Annotated in this window: 14 protein-coding genes; 5 read left to right on the top strand and 9 right to left on the bottom strand. The window is 63.2% G+C overall.

What is annotated here, in order from left to right; genetic code table 11:
* Positions 1-16: 16 nt before the first annotated feature.
* The 6 genes from glnT to ATY78_RS17690 form a co-directional block, all read right to left on the bottom strand.
* Entirely contained in the window at positions 17-1,324 is a 1,308-nt protein-coding gene (gene glnT / locus ATY78_RS17715; protein WP_088683613.1) for a type III glutamate--ammonia ligase, read from the bottom strand.
* A gap of 80 nt (positions 1,325-1,404) precedes the next feature.
* The gene (locus ATY78_RS17710) at positions 1,405-2,733 is read right to left on the bottom strand and encodes an FMN-binding glutamate synthase family protein (RefSeq protein WP_088683612.1); all 1,329 of its coding nucleotides are present in this window, start codon (positions 2,731-2,733) and stop codon (positions 1,405-1,407) included.
* A gap of 14 nt (positions 2,734-2,747) precedes the next feature.
* Positions 2,748-3,434: a GXGXG domain-containing protein gene (locus tag ATY78_RS17705; RefSeq protein WP_088683611.1), complete on the bottom strand. Its 687-nt coding sequence runs from the start codon at positions 3,432-3,434 to the stop codon at positions 2,748-2,750.
* Between the two features lie 57 nt (positions 3,435-3,491).
* On the bottom strand, positions 3,492-4,397 hold the full coding sequence (locus ATY78_RS17700) for a glutamine amidotransferase family protein (protein ID WP_088683610.1): 906 nt from the start codon (positions 4,395-4,397) through the stop codon (positions 3,492-3,494).
* A gap of 88 nt (positions 4,398-4,485) precedes the next feature.
* Positions 4,486-5,169 carry a helix-turn-helix domain-containing protein gene (locus ATY78_RS17695; RefSeq protein ID WP_088683609.1) on the bottom strand — a complete coding sequence of 228 codons (684 nt, stop codon included), beginning with the start codon at positions 5,167-5,169 and terminating at the stop codon, positions 4,486-4,488.
* Between the two features lie 78 nt (positions 5,170-5,247).
* Entirely contained in the window at positions 5,248-6,204 is a 957-nt protein-coding gene (locus tag ATY78_RS17690; RefSeq protein ID WP_088683608.1) for a GlxA family transcriptional regulator, read from the bottom strand.
* A gap of 87 nt (positions 6,205-6,291) precedes the next feature.
* Between ATY78_RS17690 and ATY78_RS17685 the strand changes: the two genes are divergently transcribed.
* The 4 genes from ATY78_RS17685 to ATY78_RS17670 are packed head-to-tail and all read left to right on the top strand — an operon-like array spanning position 6,292 to position 11,326.
* Positions 6,292-7,542 carry a sarcosine oxidase subunit beta family protein gene (locus tag ATY78_RS17685; protein WP_088683784.1) on the top strand — a complete coding sequence of 417 codons (1,251 nt, stop codon included), beginning with the start codon at positions 6,292-6,294 and terminating at the stop codon, positions 7,540-7,542.
* A gap of 13 nt (positions 7,543-7,555) precedes the next feature.
* Positions 7,556-7,837, top strand: a complete 282-nt coding sequence (locus ATY78_RS17680; RefSeq protein ID WP_088683607.1) for a sarcosine oxidase subunit delta — start codon at positions 7,556-7,558, stop codon at positions 7,835-7,837.
* Entirely contained in the window at positions 7,834-10,788 is a 2,955-nt protein-coding gene (locus ATY78_RS17675) for a sarcosine oxidase subunit alpha family protein (protein WP_088683606.1), read from the top strand. Before ATY78_RS17680 ends, ATY78_RS17675 begins: the two co-directional genes overlap by 4 nt.
* Complete coding sequence (locus ATY78_RS17670) at positions 10,781-11,326, top strand: sarcosine oxidase subunit gamma family protein (RefSeq protein WP_088683605.1); 546 nt, start codon at positions 10,781-10,783, stop codon at positions 11,324-11,326. Before ATY78_RS17675 ends, ATY78_RS17670 begins: the two co-directional genes overlap by 8 nt.
* 159 nt (positions 11,327-11,485) lie before the next feature.
* On the opposite strand, the gene ATY78_RS17665 is transcribed toward ATY78_RS17670, so the two are convergent.
* The 3 genes from ATY78_RS17665 to ATY78_RS17655 form a co-directional block, all read right to left on the bottom strand.
* Complete coding sequence (locus tag ATY78_RS17665; protein WP_088683604.1) at positions 11,486-12,349, bottom strand: methyltransferase domain-containing protein; 864 nt, start codon at positions 12,347-12,349, stop codon at positions 11,486-11,488.
* A 36-nt stretch (positions 12,350-12,385) separates the two neighbouring features.
* Positions 12,386-13,033: a TetR/AcrR family transcriptional regulator gene (locus ATY78_RS17660; RefSeq protein WP_088683603.1), complete on the bottom strand. Its 648-nt coding sequence runs from the start codon at positions 13,031-13,033 to the stop codon at positions 12,386-12,388.
* Between the two features lie 101 nt (positions 13,034-13,134).
* Entirely contained in the window at positions 13,135-13,278 is a 144-nt protein-coding gene (locus ATY78_RS17655) for a hypothetical protein (protein WP_190237489.1), read from the bottom strand.
* 43 nt (positions 13,279-13,321) lie between these two features.
* Here ATY78_RS17655 and ATY78_RS17650 point away from each other — a divergent pair, with 43 nt between their 5' ends.
* Complete coding sequence (locus tag ATY78_RS17650) at positions 13,322-14,215, top strand: NAD(P)/FAD-dependent oxidoreductase (RefSeq protein WP_088683601.1); 894 nt, start codon at positions 13,322-13,324, stop codon at positions 14,213-14,215.
* The last annotated feature ends 157 nt before the right edge of the window (positions 14,216-14,372 follow it).

The raw sequence follows: 14,372 nt of genomic DNA, 5'->3' as shown, positions 1-14,372 counted from the left end.
GGATGCGGCTGGGAAATCAAATGTCCAGAGTGGTGCTCCGCTCCCACTCGGTAAAGTGTGAGCAATAGGTATTCCACTCGCCATGCTTCAGTTTGAGGTAGGCGGAGGAGAACTCCCGGCCAAGCGCCGCTCGCAATTCTTCGTCCTTCTCGTATTCACGCAGCGCGTCGAGAAGATTGAGGGGCAGCTTCGGAGCGTCGGTGACGCTATGTCCGTCACGATACATATCGATATCATAATGCCTGCCGGGATCGGCTTGCGATCGCATTCCCGAAAGGCCGGCGGCGATGATGATCGCTTGCAGAAGATAAGGATTGACCGCGCCGTCGGGCAACCGGAGTTCGAAGCGGCCGGGACCCGGCACACGTACCATGTGCGTGCGGTTGTTGCCCGTCCAGGTGACGGTGTTCGGCGCCCATGTCGCGCCCGAGATCGTTCTCGGAGCGTTGATCCGCTTATAGGAGTTGACGGTCGGGTTCGTGACGGCGGCCAGCGCCGAAGCATGTTTCATGATCCCGCCAAGGAAGGTCTTGCCCTGGGCAGAGAGCCCGAAAGGCATTTCCTTGTCCGCAAACGCGTTCACCCTGCCGTCGATATCCCAGACCGAGATATGGGCGTGGCATCCGTTCCCGGTCAGGCCCTTGAAAGGCTTCGGCATGAAGGTGGCGCGAAGGCCGTGCTTTTCGGCGATCGACTTGACCATGAACTTGAAGAAGGAATGTTTGTCCGCCGTCCTGAGGGCATCGTCATATTCCCAGTTCATCTCGAACTGGCCGTTCGCATCCTCGTGGTCGTTCTGGTAGGGCTTCCAGCCAAGCTCGAGCATATAGTCGCAAATCTCGGCAATGACGTCGTACCGGCGCATCACCGCCTGCTGATCGTAGCAGGGCTTCTCTGCGGTATCGAACTGGTCCGAAATCACCGAGCCGTCCGGAGAGATGAGAAAGAACTCAGGCTCGACGCCGGTTTTCACCCGGAGCCCCTCTTTCGCAGCTTCCGCGACCAGTTTTTTCAGCACCACACGCGGCGCCTGCTCGACAGGCCGGTCGTCCATGACGCAGTCGGCGGCAACCCAAGCGACGTCCTTCTTCCATGGGAGCTGGATGACGGAGGAAGCATCGGGAACCGCGAACAGATCGGGATGGGCGGGCGTCAAATCGAGCCAGGTCGCAAAGCCCGCGAAACCGGCGCCATCATTCTGCATATCGGCAATGGCTTCAGCCGGGACCAGTTTGGCGCGTTGAGCGCCGAACAGGTCAGTGTAGCTGATCATGAAATATTTGATGCCTTTGTCTTTGGCAAAAGCAGCAAGGTCCAGTGTCATACTCGTTCCCCTTTGGATTTCTTGGAGACACCTTGGTTATGGATATGAGACGGCCGGGTCTTTTGCCCGGCCGGTAGAAATCAGAAGCCTCCCTTGCCGGGAATCCAGTTGGTGCCGGCGAGCGGCACCTGCGCCATGGCCGATGCCTCGATCGTCAGCGCGACGAGGTCTTCCGGCTCGAGGTTGTGCAGGTGGTTCTTGCCGCAGGCGCGTGCGATTGTCTGTGCCTCGAGCGTCATCACCTTGAGGTAGTTGGCAAGGCGGCGGCCGGCCGCGACCGGATCGAGGCGCTTTGCGAGTTCCGGGTCCTGGGTGGTGATGCCGGCCGGGTCCTTGCCCTCATGCCAATCGTCATAGGCGCCGGCCGTCGTGCCGAGCTTCTGATATTCCTCTTCCCAGTGCGGATCGTTGTCGCCGATGGCGACGAGCGCCGCCGTGCCGATTGCGACGGCATCGGCGCCGAGCGCCAGGGCCTTGGCAACGTCGGCGCCCGAGCGGATGCCGCCGGAAACGATGAGCTGCACCTTCCGGTGCATGCCGAGATCCTGCAGCGCCTGAACGGCCGGGCGAATGCAGGCAAGCGTCGGCATGCCGACATTCTCGATGAAGACGTCCTGTGTGGCCGCCGTGCCCCCCTGCATGCCGTCGAGCACGACGACGTCGGCACCCGCCTTCACGGCAAGGGCCGTGTCGTAATAGGGGCGCGCGCCGCCGACCTTGACGTAGATCGGCTTTTCCCAATCGGTGATCTCGCGCAGCTCCATGATCTTGATTTCGAGATCGTCGGGGCCGGTCCAGTCCGGATGGCGGCAGGCCGAGCGCTGGTCGATGCCCTTCGGCAGGTTGCGCATATTGGCGACGCGGTCGGAGATCTTCTGGCCGAGCAGCATGCCGCCGCCACCGGGCTTGGCGCCCTGGCCGACCACGACTTCGATCGCGTCGGCGCGGCGCAGGTCCTTCGGATTCATGCCGTAACGCGAAGGCAGGTATTGATAGACCAGCGTCTGCGAATGGCCGCGTTCTTCGTCCGTCATGCCTCCGTCGCCTGTCGTGGTCGACGTGCCTGCGATCGTCGCACCGCGGCCGAGCGCTTCCTTGGCATTGCCGGACAGCGCGCCGAAGCTCATGCCGGCAATGGTGATCGGCGTCTTCAGCGTGATCGGCTTCTTGGCGAAACGCGAGCCGAGCACCACCGTCGTGTCGCACTTCTCCCGATAGCCTTCGAGCGGATAGCGCGAGATCGAGGCGCCGAGGAACAGCAGATCGTCGAAATGCGGAACCTTGCGCTTGGTGCCGGCGCCGCGGATGTCGTAGATGCCGGTGGCCGCCGCGCGGCGGATTTCGGCGAGCGTGTAATCGTCGAAGGTCGCGGACTTACGTGGCGGGGTGTAAGGGTTGTGATAGCTCATGGATGTCCCTCGCCTCAATACGCGTCGGCGTTGTCGATGTTGAAATTGTAGAGTTTGCGGGCCGAGCCGTAGCGCTTGAACTCTTCGGGCCTGACGCCCGTCACGCCCGCCTTGTCGAGCAGCTCGGCAAGCTTTTCCAGATGCTCCGGCCGCATCTCCTTCTCGATGCAGTCGGAGCCGAGGCTCTTGACCTCGCCGCGGACGAACAGCTTGGCTTCGTAAAGCGAATCCCCCAGCGCATCGCCGGCGTCGCCGAGCACGACGAGATGGCCGGACTGGCCCATGAAGGCCGACATGTGGCCGATGCTGCCATGAACGACGATGTCGATGCCCTTCATCGAAATGCCGCAGCGCGAGGCCGCATTGCCCTTGATGACGAGCAGGCCGCCCCGGCCCGTGGCGCCGGCATACTGGCTGGCGTCGCCCTCGATGACTACGGTGCCGGACATCATGTTTTCGGCAACGCCCGGACCGGCCGAGCCATGAACCGTAACCCTGCCGCCGTCGTTCATGCCGGCGCAGTAATAGCCGACCGATCCTCTGACGGCGACCGTGACCGGGCTGTCGATGCCGACGGCGACGGCATGGCTGCCGCGCGGGTTGATGACTTCGAATTCGGTGTCGTTCGCCCCTTTGGACAGGGCATGCAGGGCGCTATTCAGTTCGCGGAGAGGGGTGTTGGAAAGATCGAATGTGGGCATTGGTACCTCGTTGGTCGGAGAGACGGCCCGAGCCGCCTCTTGGCTTTCAGGCGCCCCTCAGGCGGCCTTGTCGTGATCCCAGAAGTAAACGGTTGCCGGTTCCGGCTCCCAGACGCGGGCATTCTCGATGCCGGGAAGGTTGACCAGCGCGCGGTATTCCGAGCCGAAGGCGACGTACTGGTCCGTCTCGGCCATGACGGCGGGCTTGCAGGCGATGGGGTCGCGCACCACGCCGAAGCCGGACTTGGTGCCGACGACGAAGGTGAAGAAGCCGTCGAGATCGTCGAGCGCGCCGGTCAGCGCCTGGCCGAGATCCTTGCCCTTGGCCATTTCGGCTGTGAGATAGGCGGCGGCGACTTCGGAATCGTTCTGCGTCTCGAAGGTCATGCCTTCGCGCACCAGTTCGCGGCGCAGATTGTTGTGGTTGGAGAGCGAACCGTTGTGCACGAGGCACTGGTCGGCGCCGGTCGAGAACGGATGGGCGCCGAGCGTGGTGACGGCGGATTCGGTCGCCATGCGGGTATGGCCGATGCCGTGGGTTCCGCTCATCGCGCGGACGCCGAAGCGGGCAACGACGTCTTTCGGAAGACCGATTTCCTTGTAGATTTCGACGCTTTCACCCGAGCCCATGAGGCGGACTGACGGGCGGATACGTTCGAGCGCCTCGCGCACGTCTCCAAGCTTGGAGGCATCAAGCTCGATGACCGCATGCGTGCTCTTGATCCACACATGAGCCTTGATGCCGGCTTTCTCCAGGTCGCCGGCGAGGCCTTCGAAGTCCACACCCGGATTGGCGGACTGGATGGTGATTTTCGCCTTGCCCTCGGCAGAGCCGCCATAGATCGCGATGCCGGCCGAATCCGGCCCGCGATCGGTCATGGTGATCAGCATGTCCGAGAGCAGGTTTCCCAGCTGGGGCTCAAGGCTCTTGTCCTTGAGGAACAATCCAACAATGCCGCACATAGCCGTGCCTCCTTTCGTGTTGAGAAAGGACTAGCAGGTCTATTTGTGGAGTTCAACTTGGAAGAATAATTTTTTCTTCTCAGGCAAGTCAGCTTCTGGAGTTCAGCTGGGGATAGCTGATGATCGAGAGGTATTTGCTCGGCAGTTTCACCAGCTGCTCCGGCCCGTGCGGCGCATCGGCGTCGAAGAACAGGCTGTCGCCCGGCTGCATATGGAAAAGCTGATCGCCGTGGCGATAGATCACCTCGCCCTCGAGCATGTAGAGGAACTCCATGCCCTCGTGCTGGAAGGTCGGGAAGACGTCGGAATCGGCCGTCAGCGTGATGAGATAGGGTTCGACGATGACGCCGCTGGTGTTGTTGTCGATATGGCCGAGCAGATTATACTGGTGGCCGGCGCGGGTGCCGCGCCGTTCGAGTTCGACGCCCTGCCCCGCCTTGACGAAGACGGCATTGCGCGGTTCTTCATAGCGGCGGAAGAAGGCCGTCAGCGGCACGCCGAGCGCCCGCGACAGCGATTGCAGCGTCGTCAGCGACGGCGAAATGTTGCCGTTCTCGATCTTCGACAGCATGCCGAGGGAAATGCCGGTCGCGGCCGCGAGATCGGTGACGGTAATGCCGAGTTTCTTGCGATAGGCGCGGACCTCGTGGCCGATCGCCATTTCGAGGTTGTTTTCCTTCGGTTCCCGAACGGCGTGGGGATCCTGAGAAAAAGGGACCCGCCCGCCGGCTGCGTGTTCCTGCTTGTCCGCAGCGTCACCTTTGGAGTTCATCGATTTTCCCGTCACCTTCTATTTTATTCGGACGCGACCCTATCGTGGCAGTGAAATTTTCTCAACCGTGAGGAAAGCCTATTCCTGCCGCGCCTGACGCGGAGCGATGCCGTAAACCGCGCGGAACATGCGGGAAAAGTGGCTCGGACTGGAAAAGCCGGTGGCGACCGCGATTTCCGATATGGAGAGCGGGCTCTGCTTCAGCAGCCGTTGGGCATGCTGCAGCCTGATCCTGTGATATTGATCGAGGAAGGTGGTTCCGAGATGGGCTGAAAACAGCCGGTCGAGATGACGGGGAGTGACGCCGGCAATGCGCGCCATGGCGGCCCGGTCGAGCGGCATCTCGATCGTCTCCTCCATCCGTTCGAGAACGTTGAGCAGGCCGGGGTGGTAGACGCCATAGCGCTCGGCGAGCGAGGCGCGCTGCGGCGCGGCGGGTTCGTTGACCTCCGTGTGCAGATACCAGTCGCTGACCCGGCGGGCGAAATCCGGCCCCATGCGCTCGCCGATCAGCACATGCATCATATCGAGGGCGGAGATGCCGCCGCCGCAGCTGATGCGGTTGCCGTCGATCATGAAGCGCGCCTGGCGCGGCGTGAGGTCCGGGAAGGCTTCGAGAAGGGCGGCCGCATATTCCCAGTGAATGGTGAAGTCTCGGCCGGCAAGCAACCCGGCGGCGGCCATCAGATAAGGGCCGCCGGAAATCCCGCCGATCCTCACGCCCTCGCGCGACAGCTGCCTCAGGCAGGCAAGTACGCCCGGATATCGCCACTCCCGAGGCGAACCGCCGGCGCAGACGAAGGCGGTGCCGAGGCCCGATCCCCTGAGGGGAAGAGGTTCGGCGGGCACGCTGACGCCTGAGGAGGAAAGCGCCGGCGCGCCATCCGGCGAAAAGGTCGAGACGCGATAGATCTCTCGTCCGGCCAGAAGGTTTGCCGCCCGCAACGGCTCGGTCGCCGAGGCATAGGACATCAGTGCAAATCCCGGAATCAGGATGAAGCCGACCGCCTGGACGTTTCTGGTATCGGAGGACATGTCTCTTTTCTAGCTGCAAGTGTCCTTATTACGCAAGTCGAATGCGGTCTTTCTGTCATCATGGGCCTGTTCTTTTCGGATTCACCCATGCGCTATTCCGCTTTTTCGATCTTCCTGAACGGCCTTCGCGGCAACAAGAGCTGGGCGCCGGCCTGGCGCGATCCCTCACCGAAGCCGCATTACGACGTCATCATCGTCGGTGGCGGCGGCCATGGTCTTGCCACCGCTTATTATCTCGCCAAGGAGTTCGGCATCACCAATGTCGCCGTTCTCGAAAAGGGCTATCTCGGTTCCGGCAATATCGGCAGGAACACGACGATCATCCGCTCGAACTACCTGCTTCCGGGCAACAATCCCTTTTACGAGCTGTCGATGAAGCTCTGGGAAGGCTTGGAGCAGGACTTCAACTTCAACGCCATGGTCTCGCAGCGCGGCGTCCTCAACCTCTTCCATTCCGACGCGCAGCGCGACGCCTATACGCGCCGCGGCAACGCCATGCGGCTGCACGGGGTCGATGCCGAGCTCCTCGACCGGCAGGCGGTGCGCAAGAAATTGCCCTTCCTCGATTTCGACAATGCCCGCTTTCCCGTGATGGGCGGCCTCTTCCAGCCGCGTGGCGGCACGGTGCGCCACGACGCGGTCGCCTGGGGTTATGCCCGCGGCGCGGACAGCCGCGGCGTCGATATCATCACCCAATGCGAAGTCACCGGCATCCGCACGGAAAACGGTGAAGTCACCGGCGTCGAGACCAGCCGGGGCTTCATCGGCTGCGGCAAGCTGGCGCTCGCGGCCGCCGGCAATTCCACCGTCGTCGCCGATATGGCCGGCCTCCGCCTGCCGATCGAAAGTCATGTGCTGCAGGCCTTCGTCTCCGAAGGGCTGAAACCCTTCATCGACAATGTCGTCACCTTCGGCGCCGGGCATTTCTACGTGTCCCAGTCGGATAAGGGCGGGCTCGTCTTCGGCGGCGATATCGACGGCTACAATTCTTACGCCCAGCGCGGCAATCTTGCCACGGTCGAGCACGTCGCCGAAGCCGGCATCGCGATGATCCCGTCGCTGTCGCGCGTGCGCTACCTGCGCTCCTGGGGCGGCGTCATGGACATGAGCATGGACGGCTCGCCAATCATCGACCGCACCCATATCGACAATCTCTATCTCAACGCCGGCTGGTGTTACGGCGGCTTCAAGGCCACCCCCGCCTCCGGCTTCTGCTACGCCCATCTGATCGCCCGCAATACGCCGCACCAGACGGCGCGCGCCTTCCGGCTCGACCGTTTCGCGCGCGGCTATCAGATCGATGAAAAGGGCGTCGGCGCCCAGCCCAATCTGCACTGAGGACATTTAGACGATGGCGAGCCTGATTTCATGTCCCCATTGCGGCGCCCGGCCCAAGGAGGAATTCTCGATCCGCGGCGATGCGAACCTTGTCCGGCCGGCGCCGGATGCCGGAGCGGATGTCTGGTACGACTATGTCTATCTGCGCGACAATCCGAAGGGCCGGCACAGAGAATATTGGCACCACTCTTCCGGATGCCGTCGCTGGCTGATCGTCGAGCGTGATACCGTCACCCATGCGGTCCATGGCGTCAGGGATGCCGCCCTTGCCAAGCTCGGCGGAGAACCGGCATGACGAGCTTTCGTCTTTCCTCCGGCGGCCGTATCGACCGCGCCAGGACACTGGGCTTCACCTTCGACGGCAAGGCGCTGCAAGGCCATCCGGGCGACACGCTCGCTTCGGCGCTGCTTGGCAACGGTATCCAACTCGTCGGCCGCAGCTTCAAATATCACCGCCCGCGCGGCATCCTGACGGCGGGTGCCGCCGAACCGAACGCGCTGGTGACGACAGGCAGCGGCGGGCGCACCGAGCCGAATACGCGCGCGACGATGATCGAGCTTCACGAAGGGCTGGCGGCGAAGAGCCAGAACCGCTGGCCTTCGCTCGGCTTCGATGTCGGCGCGGTGAACGGGCTGCTCTCGCCGTTCCTCAGCGCCGGTTTCTACTACAAGACCTTCATGTGGCCGGCGGCCCTCTGGGAAAAACTCTACGAGCCGGTGATCCGCAAGGCGGCGGGCCTGGGGCGGGCCTCCTATGAGGCCGATCCAGATGCCTATGAGAAATGCTGGGCGCATTGCGACCTGCTCGTGATCGGCTCCGGCCCTGCCGGTCTTGCCGCAGCACTGACGGCCGGCCGCGCCGGCGCGCGCGTCATTCTCGCAGACGAAGGCCCCGATCTCGGCGGCAGCCTGCTCTCGGACAGCGGCGCCGTCGACGGCAAGCCGGCGGACGCTCTTCTCGGCGAGCTGCTGGCCGAACTCGAAGGGCTGGCGAATGTGCGCCGGCTGCCGCGCACGACGGTGTTCGGCTGGTACGACGACAATCTCTTCGGCGCGGTCGAACGTGTGCAGAAGCATGTGGCGCTGCCCGATCCGGATCGTCCGGTCGAACGGTTGTGGCGTATCGTCGCCCGCCAGGCGATCCTTGCGACAGGGGCCGAGGAGCGGCCGCTCGTCTTCGGCGGCAACGACATTCCCGGCGTGATGATGGCAGGCGCCATGCGCAGCTATCTCAATCGGCAGGCGGTAGCACCTGGCCAAGGCACGGTGATCTTTACTACCAACGATACCGCATATGACACCGCCGCCGACCTCGAAGCCGCCGGCCTTCGAGTCGCCGCGATCGTCGACAGCCGCGCCGATGGCGGCAAGAGCTGGCAGGGCCGCGCCGAGGTTCTGCGAGGCGCCCGGGTTATCGATGCAGAGGGCGGCAAGCGCCTGCGCGGCGTCAGTATCGAGACCTCAGGCGGCCTTCGCCGGATCGAAGCCGATGCGCTTGGGATGTCCGGCGGCTGGAGCCCTATCATTCATCTTGCCTGCCATCGCGGCGGCAAGCCGCAGTGGTCGGAGGAGGCCTCGGCCTTTCTGGCGCCGTCTGCGCAGGAAGGTCTTGCCGTTGCCGGCGCGGCCGCCGGCCTTGCGCAAACCGCAGCCTGCCTCGGCGATGGTGCGGCAAAGGCCGCTGCCGCATTGCAGGCAATCGGCCTCGCCGCGGAACCGGCCTTTGCTTCTGCCACCGAAACGGCTCAGCACGCAAAGCCGCTCTGGTCGGTCAAAGGCTCGAAGGGCAAGGCTTTCGTCGATTACCAGAACGACGTGCATCTCAAGGACCTCGGCCTTGCCGTGCGCGAAGGCTACGGCCATGTCGAGCTTGCCAAGCGTTATACCACCAGCGGCATGGCGACCGACCAGGGCAAGCTCTCCAACATCAACGCCATCGGCATTCTTGCCGAGGCACGCGGCGTTTCGCCTGCCGAGGTGGGAACGACGACTTTCCGGCCCTTCTATACGCCGGTCTCCTTCGGCGCTTTGACCGGGGCGTCGCGCGGCAAGGATTTCCAGCCGGCGCGCAGATCGCCGCTGCACGGCTGGGCGAAAAAGAACGGCGCGGTCTTCGTCGAAACCGGCCTCTGGTATCGCTCCTCCTGGTTCCCGCGCGCCGGCGAGACGATATGGCGCGAAAGCGTCGATCGCGAAGTGCTGAACATCCGCAAGAATGCCGGCCTCTGCGACGTCTCCACCCTCGGCAAGATCGAAATCTTCGGCAAGGATGCAGCGACCTTCCTCGACCGCGTCTATTGCAACGGCTTCGCCAAGCTGGCGGTCGGCAAGGCGCGCTACGGCATCATGCTGCGCGAAGACGGCTTCATCTATGACGACGGCACCACCAGCCGCTTCAGCGAAGACCATTTCTTCATGACGACGACGACGGCGCTTGCCGCCGGCGTGCTCACCCATCTCGAATTCTGCGCCCAGACGCTCTGGCCGGAGCTCGACGTCTGCTTCGCCTCCTCGACCGATCAATGGGCGCAGATGGCGGTTGCCGGGCCGAAGTCGCGCGCCATCCTCTCCGAGATCGTCGACGAGGATATATCGGATGCGGCCTTCCCCTTCATGAGCGCCCGCAAGGTGTCCTTATTCGGCGGCCGCCTCGAAGGCCGGCTCTTCCGGATTTCCTTCTCGGGCGAACTCGCCTACGAGCTGGCCGTGCCGGCCGGCTACGGCGAAAGTGTTGCCGATGCCATCATGGCATCAGGGGAAAAGCACGGCATCTCAGCCTACGGCGTCGAAGCGCTCGGCGTCATGCGCATCGAAAAGGGCCACGTTACCCATGCCGAGATCAACGGCACGGTAACACCTGGCGATCTCGGCTTCGGCCGCATGGTTTCATCGACCAAGCCGGATTTCATCGGCAAGGCGATGCTCGCCCGCGAGGGCCTGCAGCATCCCGAACGGCCGCGCCTCGTCGGCGTCAAGCCGCTCAATCCGGCAAGCGGCTTCCGCACCGGCTCGCATATCCTCGCCGAGGGTGCTGCGGCGACGCTCGAAAACGACCAGGGCTATGTCACCTCAAGCGCCTTCTCGCCGAGCCTCGGCCATACGATCGGCCTTGCGCTCGTCAAGCGTGGACCGGAACGCATCGGCGAAAAGGTGACGGTCTGGAACGGCCTGCGCAACGAATTCACCGATGCGGTGCTCTGCCATCCCGTCTTCATCGATCCTGAAAACGAGAAGCTTCATGCCTGATCTTCCCCAGCACAAACCGGTTCTCGCCTGGACGGCACATAACGGCATCTCCGGAGCAGGCATCCGGCTGGAGGCGTTGCCGGAGGGCTATTTGCTGCACGTGCTCGGCGCGATCGAGCCGGCGGCACTTGCCGCGGAATTGGCCAAAGCCCGCTTTACGAACAGCTCGGTCCGCAAGGCCGGCTTCCACCAATGGTTCGTCGCCGGTGACGAGCCGCTTCTGCCGGCAAGTCTCGACGCGCTCGCAGCCGCACTCGCTGGAAAAGCTTTCGTCATGGACCAGAGCCACGGGCGGGTCCGCATCAGCATTTCCGGCCGATCCTCACGCCTGCTTCTTTCAAAGGGCACCGCCATCGATCTCGATCCCGCCGTCTTCCCGGAAGGCAGTGCGGCGATGACGATGGTCGGTCATATCTCCGTGCAGATCGCGCGCACCGGCGACGACAGCTTCGAACTCATGGTCCTGCGCAGTTTTGCCGAAAGTCTGTGGCACGAGCTTAAGCATATGGCGACAAGCGCCGAAAAGGATAGCGCATAAAGGCTATCGTTGCCGTCAACTGCTAATGTTTGTCCATGGATGGAAAGAGATGATCGGCGTCGTTGCTGCTCTATTTCCCCCGTCGCGAGATCGCAAACAAGGCTCTGCCCGCCGCGCTTGCCGTGGCATGTTGAGGGCTATAACGCCGGTCAATCCCTGTCAGCTTGCCGGATTGCGCGCCGTGACGATCCACACTGCGCCGTCGATCATCACCGACCGCTCGCGAGTGCAGCCCGCGAAGACGGCACGAACCGCAGCCGAGGCGCGGACGCGGATATCGTCGGGCTGATCAGCGAGAGCGCGCGACAGCGGGCCGACCTCGAGTGTCATCTTCACCGCGTCGTCGAGCGCCGCATCCCGCGTCTGCCCCTCGCCGAATGGGATGGAGGCATCGAAGGGCGCGATAGCGACATCGGTGAAGCCAGCCGCCGTTAGAATACGCGCCACACGCCCCCGGTCACCAAACGAGAACGGGCCGGGCGCTTCGGGACCGGGCGGCGTCATCGCCGGAATGATTCCTTTCATCGCGCCCATCGGCAAACGCACCCAATCATTCTCGGCTATGCTGCGCCAGCAGACGAAAGCGACCCGGCCGCCCGGCCGGAGCGCGCGGCGCATATGAGTGAAGGCCGCCGCGGGATCGTCAAAAAACATCACCCCGAAACGCGAGAACAGAATGTCGAACGCCCCTTTTGGAAGCTCGGCGCTGCTGGCGTCGGCCACTTGGAACATGGCCGCCGAATGCTGCGGTGCTAGCGCGCGCGCTCTATCGATCAACGGTTCGGATATGTCCACGCCTAGCACATGGCCTCCCGCGCCGACGCGATCGGCTAGGTCCAGACTAGACGCTCCCGCGCCGCAGCCGACGTCCAGCACGCGTTCACCCGCGACGGGCGCGGCTGCTTCGATCGCGGCCTGGCCAAACACCGCCATCATTGCATCGAGCCGGGCCTGGTAGGCGACCCAGCGCTCCCCGCTTTGGCCTTTCCAGTCGGCTACCTGATAAACATCTTTCTCTGTCATGCCATGATCCTTGTTCTGATCCGTTCTTTAACCAGGCTATCCCCCCGCCTGGTTGTTGCGACCGTGCGCGGCGATGAACATGGCGACGGCCGACCGGCAATAGGATTCGATCTCGTCGTCGTCCTCTGCTTTAGCCTCATCGAAGCGTGCGACAAGCAGGAGATCGGAGCCTTTGAAAAGCGCGGCAAACAAGCGGGCAGACCGGAGAGGATCGGGCACGTTCAGAACCGCCTTCGCGTGCAACTGGCGCAACAGGGCCTCGATTTGGGCGATGATATGGGCGGGGCCGGCTTCGTAATGGAGCTTGCTTAACGACTTTTGGTTCGTCTTGTCGGCCATGACCATGGCTTCGACACTGCGGACGTCCGGGCTCAACAGCGTGCGAAGGAGGGATGATCCCAGCGCCATGAGTTGATCTTCGGCCGAACCGTCGACGCCTTCAAAAAGGGCTTGTGGTGCAAACTGATGGCAGCGGGTGGCGACGGCCGCGCTGAACAGCGCCTCCTTGTTCTCGAAGTGCCGATAGATGCTGAGCTTTGATATCTTCGCTCGCTGGGTGACCTTGTCCAATGTCGTCGCTTGAAAACCCAATTCCACAAAGAGTTCGTATGCTACGTCGACTATCGTTTGGCCAAGCGCCTCGTTGGCTGGCCGGCCGCGCCGGCCTCGACTATTTTCGGACACGACTATTAAGATCCTTGACAGTATCGTTATTCATGCTTTACGATACCATGTAGTATCAAAAATATGCAAGTTAAAGAGGGGATTTTATCCTGTCCTCCAAATCAAGTTTCCCCTGGCCGCACGGCGATATCGAATGCGGCATTGTGCCGACTGCCAAAACAGTGATGGGCGAATTTCACGCCGATGCCGAAGCCCTGCTCGCTGCCCGTCTCGAATGCGTATCGCTGGACGATATTGCGCGCCAAGCCCAACTCAACCCTCTCCATCCGCAACACGGAGCCCATTACCATGGATGACGTCATCATCATCGGCGGCAGCTTTGCCGGTCTCGCCGCCGCCTTGCAGCTCGGCCGTGCCCGCCGCAAGGTCTCCGTTCTCGATACCGGCCTGCCGCGCAATCGCTTCGCCGGCCACTCGCATGGTCTGCTCGGCCACGATCACAAGCCGCCGCTGGACATCCTGGCCGAGGCGCGGCAGCAGCTGGCGCGTTATCCTACGATCAAGCTGGTCCGTGCCCGGGCCGAAAGTGTCTCCGGCGCAATCGACAACTTCTCCGTCCTCACTGGCGATGGCGAAAGCCTCAAGGCGCGCCGCGTGATCCTGAGCTATGGCATCGCGGACCAGATGCCTGATGTTCCCGGCTTTGCCGAAAGCTGGGGCACCTCCATCGTGCCCTGCCCCTATTGCGACGGCTTTGAAGTCGCCGGCCAGCATTGGGGCCTCGTCTGGTCCGGCCGGCAGTCGCACAATCAGGCCAGGCTTTTCCACGATTGGACCGACAGGTTGACGCTGTTCGCCGATGGTCATGATATTCCGCCCGATATCCGGGCCGATCTCGCACCTCGCAACATACCTGTCGTCGAGGGCCGGATCACGGGGATCGTCCATCACGGGGGCCATAGCGCCACCGTCAAACTCGACACCGGCCCCGATGTCGCGGTCGACATCCTGTTCGCCCATCCGCGCAACAAGCCGTCCGCCAGCCTGCATGAATCACTGGGCCTCGCCACAGTCGATACGCCCAGCGGCATCGCCCTCAAGGTCGATGATCGCCGCGAGACCAGCATGCCCGGCATCTACGCCGCCGGCGACCTCGCCAATCCCGGAATGCCCTCGGTCACCACGGCATCATGGCAAGGTGCGATGGCGGGTATCTTCGCCCAGCAGTCGATGCTGGTTTGAGAGCCGCGAATTCCTTCTCCGGGTTCTGGCGAGGACGAGCGCGCCGCCGGCGCTGGTTCCTCAGCCTCGGATTTCCGGAGCAGGCATCCGGCTGGAGGCCCTGCCGGAAGGCCATCTACGGGAGCATCGTGGCCGGCGACTGGCAGAAGAACGCACC

This window comes from Rhizobium sp. R635 (genome assembly GCF_002211285.1).
GTDB lineage: Bacteria > Pseudomonadota > Alphaproteobacteria > Rhizobiales > Rhizobiaceae > Rhizobium.
The sequence above is the reverse complement of the archived record's forward strand: the minus strand, read 5'-3'. Positions and strand labels throughout refer to the sequence as shown.

What these genes read in the sequence shown, in the direction of transcription:
- glnT (WP_088683613.1), bottom strand. Translation starts at nt 1,324, where the DNA reads ATGACACTGGACCTTGCTGCTTTTGCCAAAGACAAAGGCATCAAATAT.
- ATY78_RS17710 (WP_088683612.1), bottom strand. Translation starts at nt 2,733, where the DNA reads ATGAGCTATCACAACCCTTACACCCCGCCACGTAAGTCCGCGACCTTC.
- ATY78_RS17705 (WP_088683611.1), bottom strand. Translation starts at nt 3,434, where the DNA reads ATGCCCACATTCGATCTTTCCAACACCCCTCTCCGCGAACTGAATAGC.
- ATY78_RS17700 (WP_088683610.1), bottom strand. Translation starts at nt 4,397, where the DNA reads ATGTGCGGCATTGTTGGATTGTTCCTCAAGGACAAGAGCCTTGAGCCC.
- ATY78_RS17695 (WP_088683609.1), bottom strand. Translation starts at nt 5,169, where the DNA reads ATGAACTCCAAAGGTGACGCTGCGGACAAGCAGGAACACGCAGCCGGC.
- ATY78_RS17690 (WP_088683608.1), bottom strand. Translation starts at nt 6,204, where the DNA reads ATGTCCTCCGATACCAGAAACGTCCAGGCGGTCGGCTTCATCCTGATT.
- ATY78_RS17685 (WP_088683784.1), top strand. Translation starts at nt 6,292, where the DNA reads ATGCGCTATTCCGCTTTTTCGATCTTCCTGAACGGCCTTCGCGGCAAC.
- ATY78_RS17680 (WP_088683607.1), top strand. Translation starts at nt 7,556, where the DNA reads ATGGCGAGCCTGATTTCATGTCCCCATTGCGGCGCCCGGCCCAAGGAG.
- ATY78_RS17675 (WP_088683606.1), top strand. Translation starts at nt 7,834, where the DNA reads ATGACGAGCTTTCGTCTTTCCTCCGGCGGCCGTATCGACCGCGCCAGG.
- ATY78_RS17670 (WP_088683605.1), top strand. Translation starts at nt 10,781, where the DNA reads ATGCCTGATCTTCCCCAGCACAAACCGGTTCTCGCCTGGACGGCACAT.
- ATY78_RS17665 (WP_088683604.1), bottom strand. Translation starts at nt 12,349, where the DNA reads ATGACAGAGAAAGATGTTTATCAGGTAGCCGACTGGAAAGGCCAAAGC.
- ATY78_RS17650 (WP_088683601.1), top strand. Translation starts at nt 13,322, where the DNA reads ATGGATGACGTCATCATCATCGGCGGCAGCTTTGCCGGTCTCGCCGCC.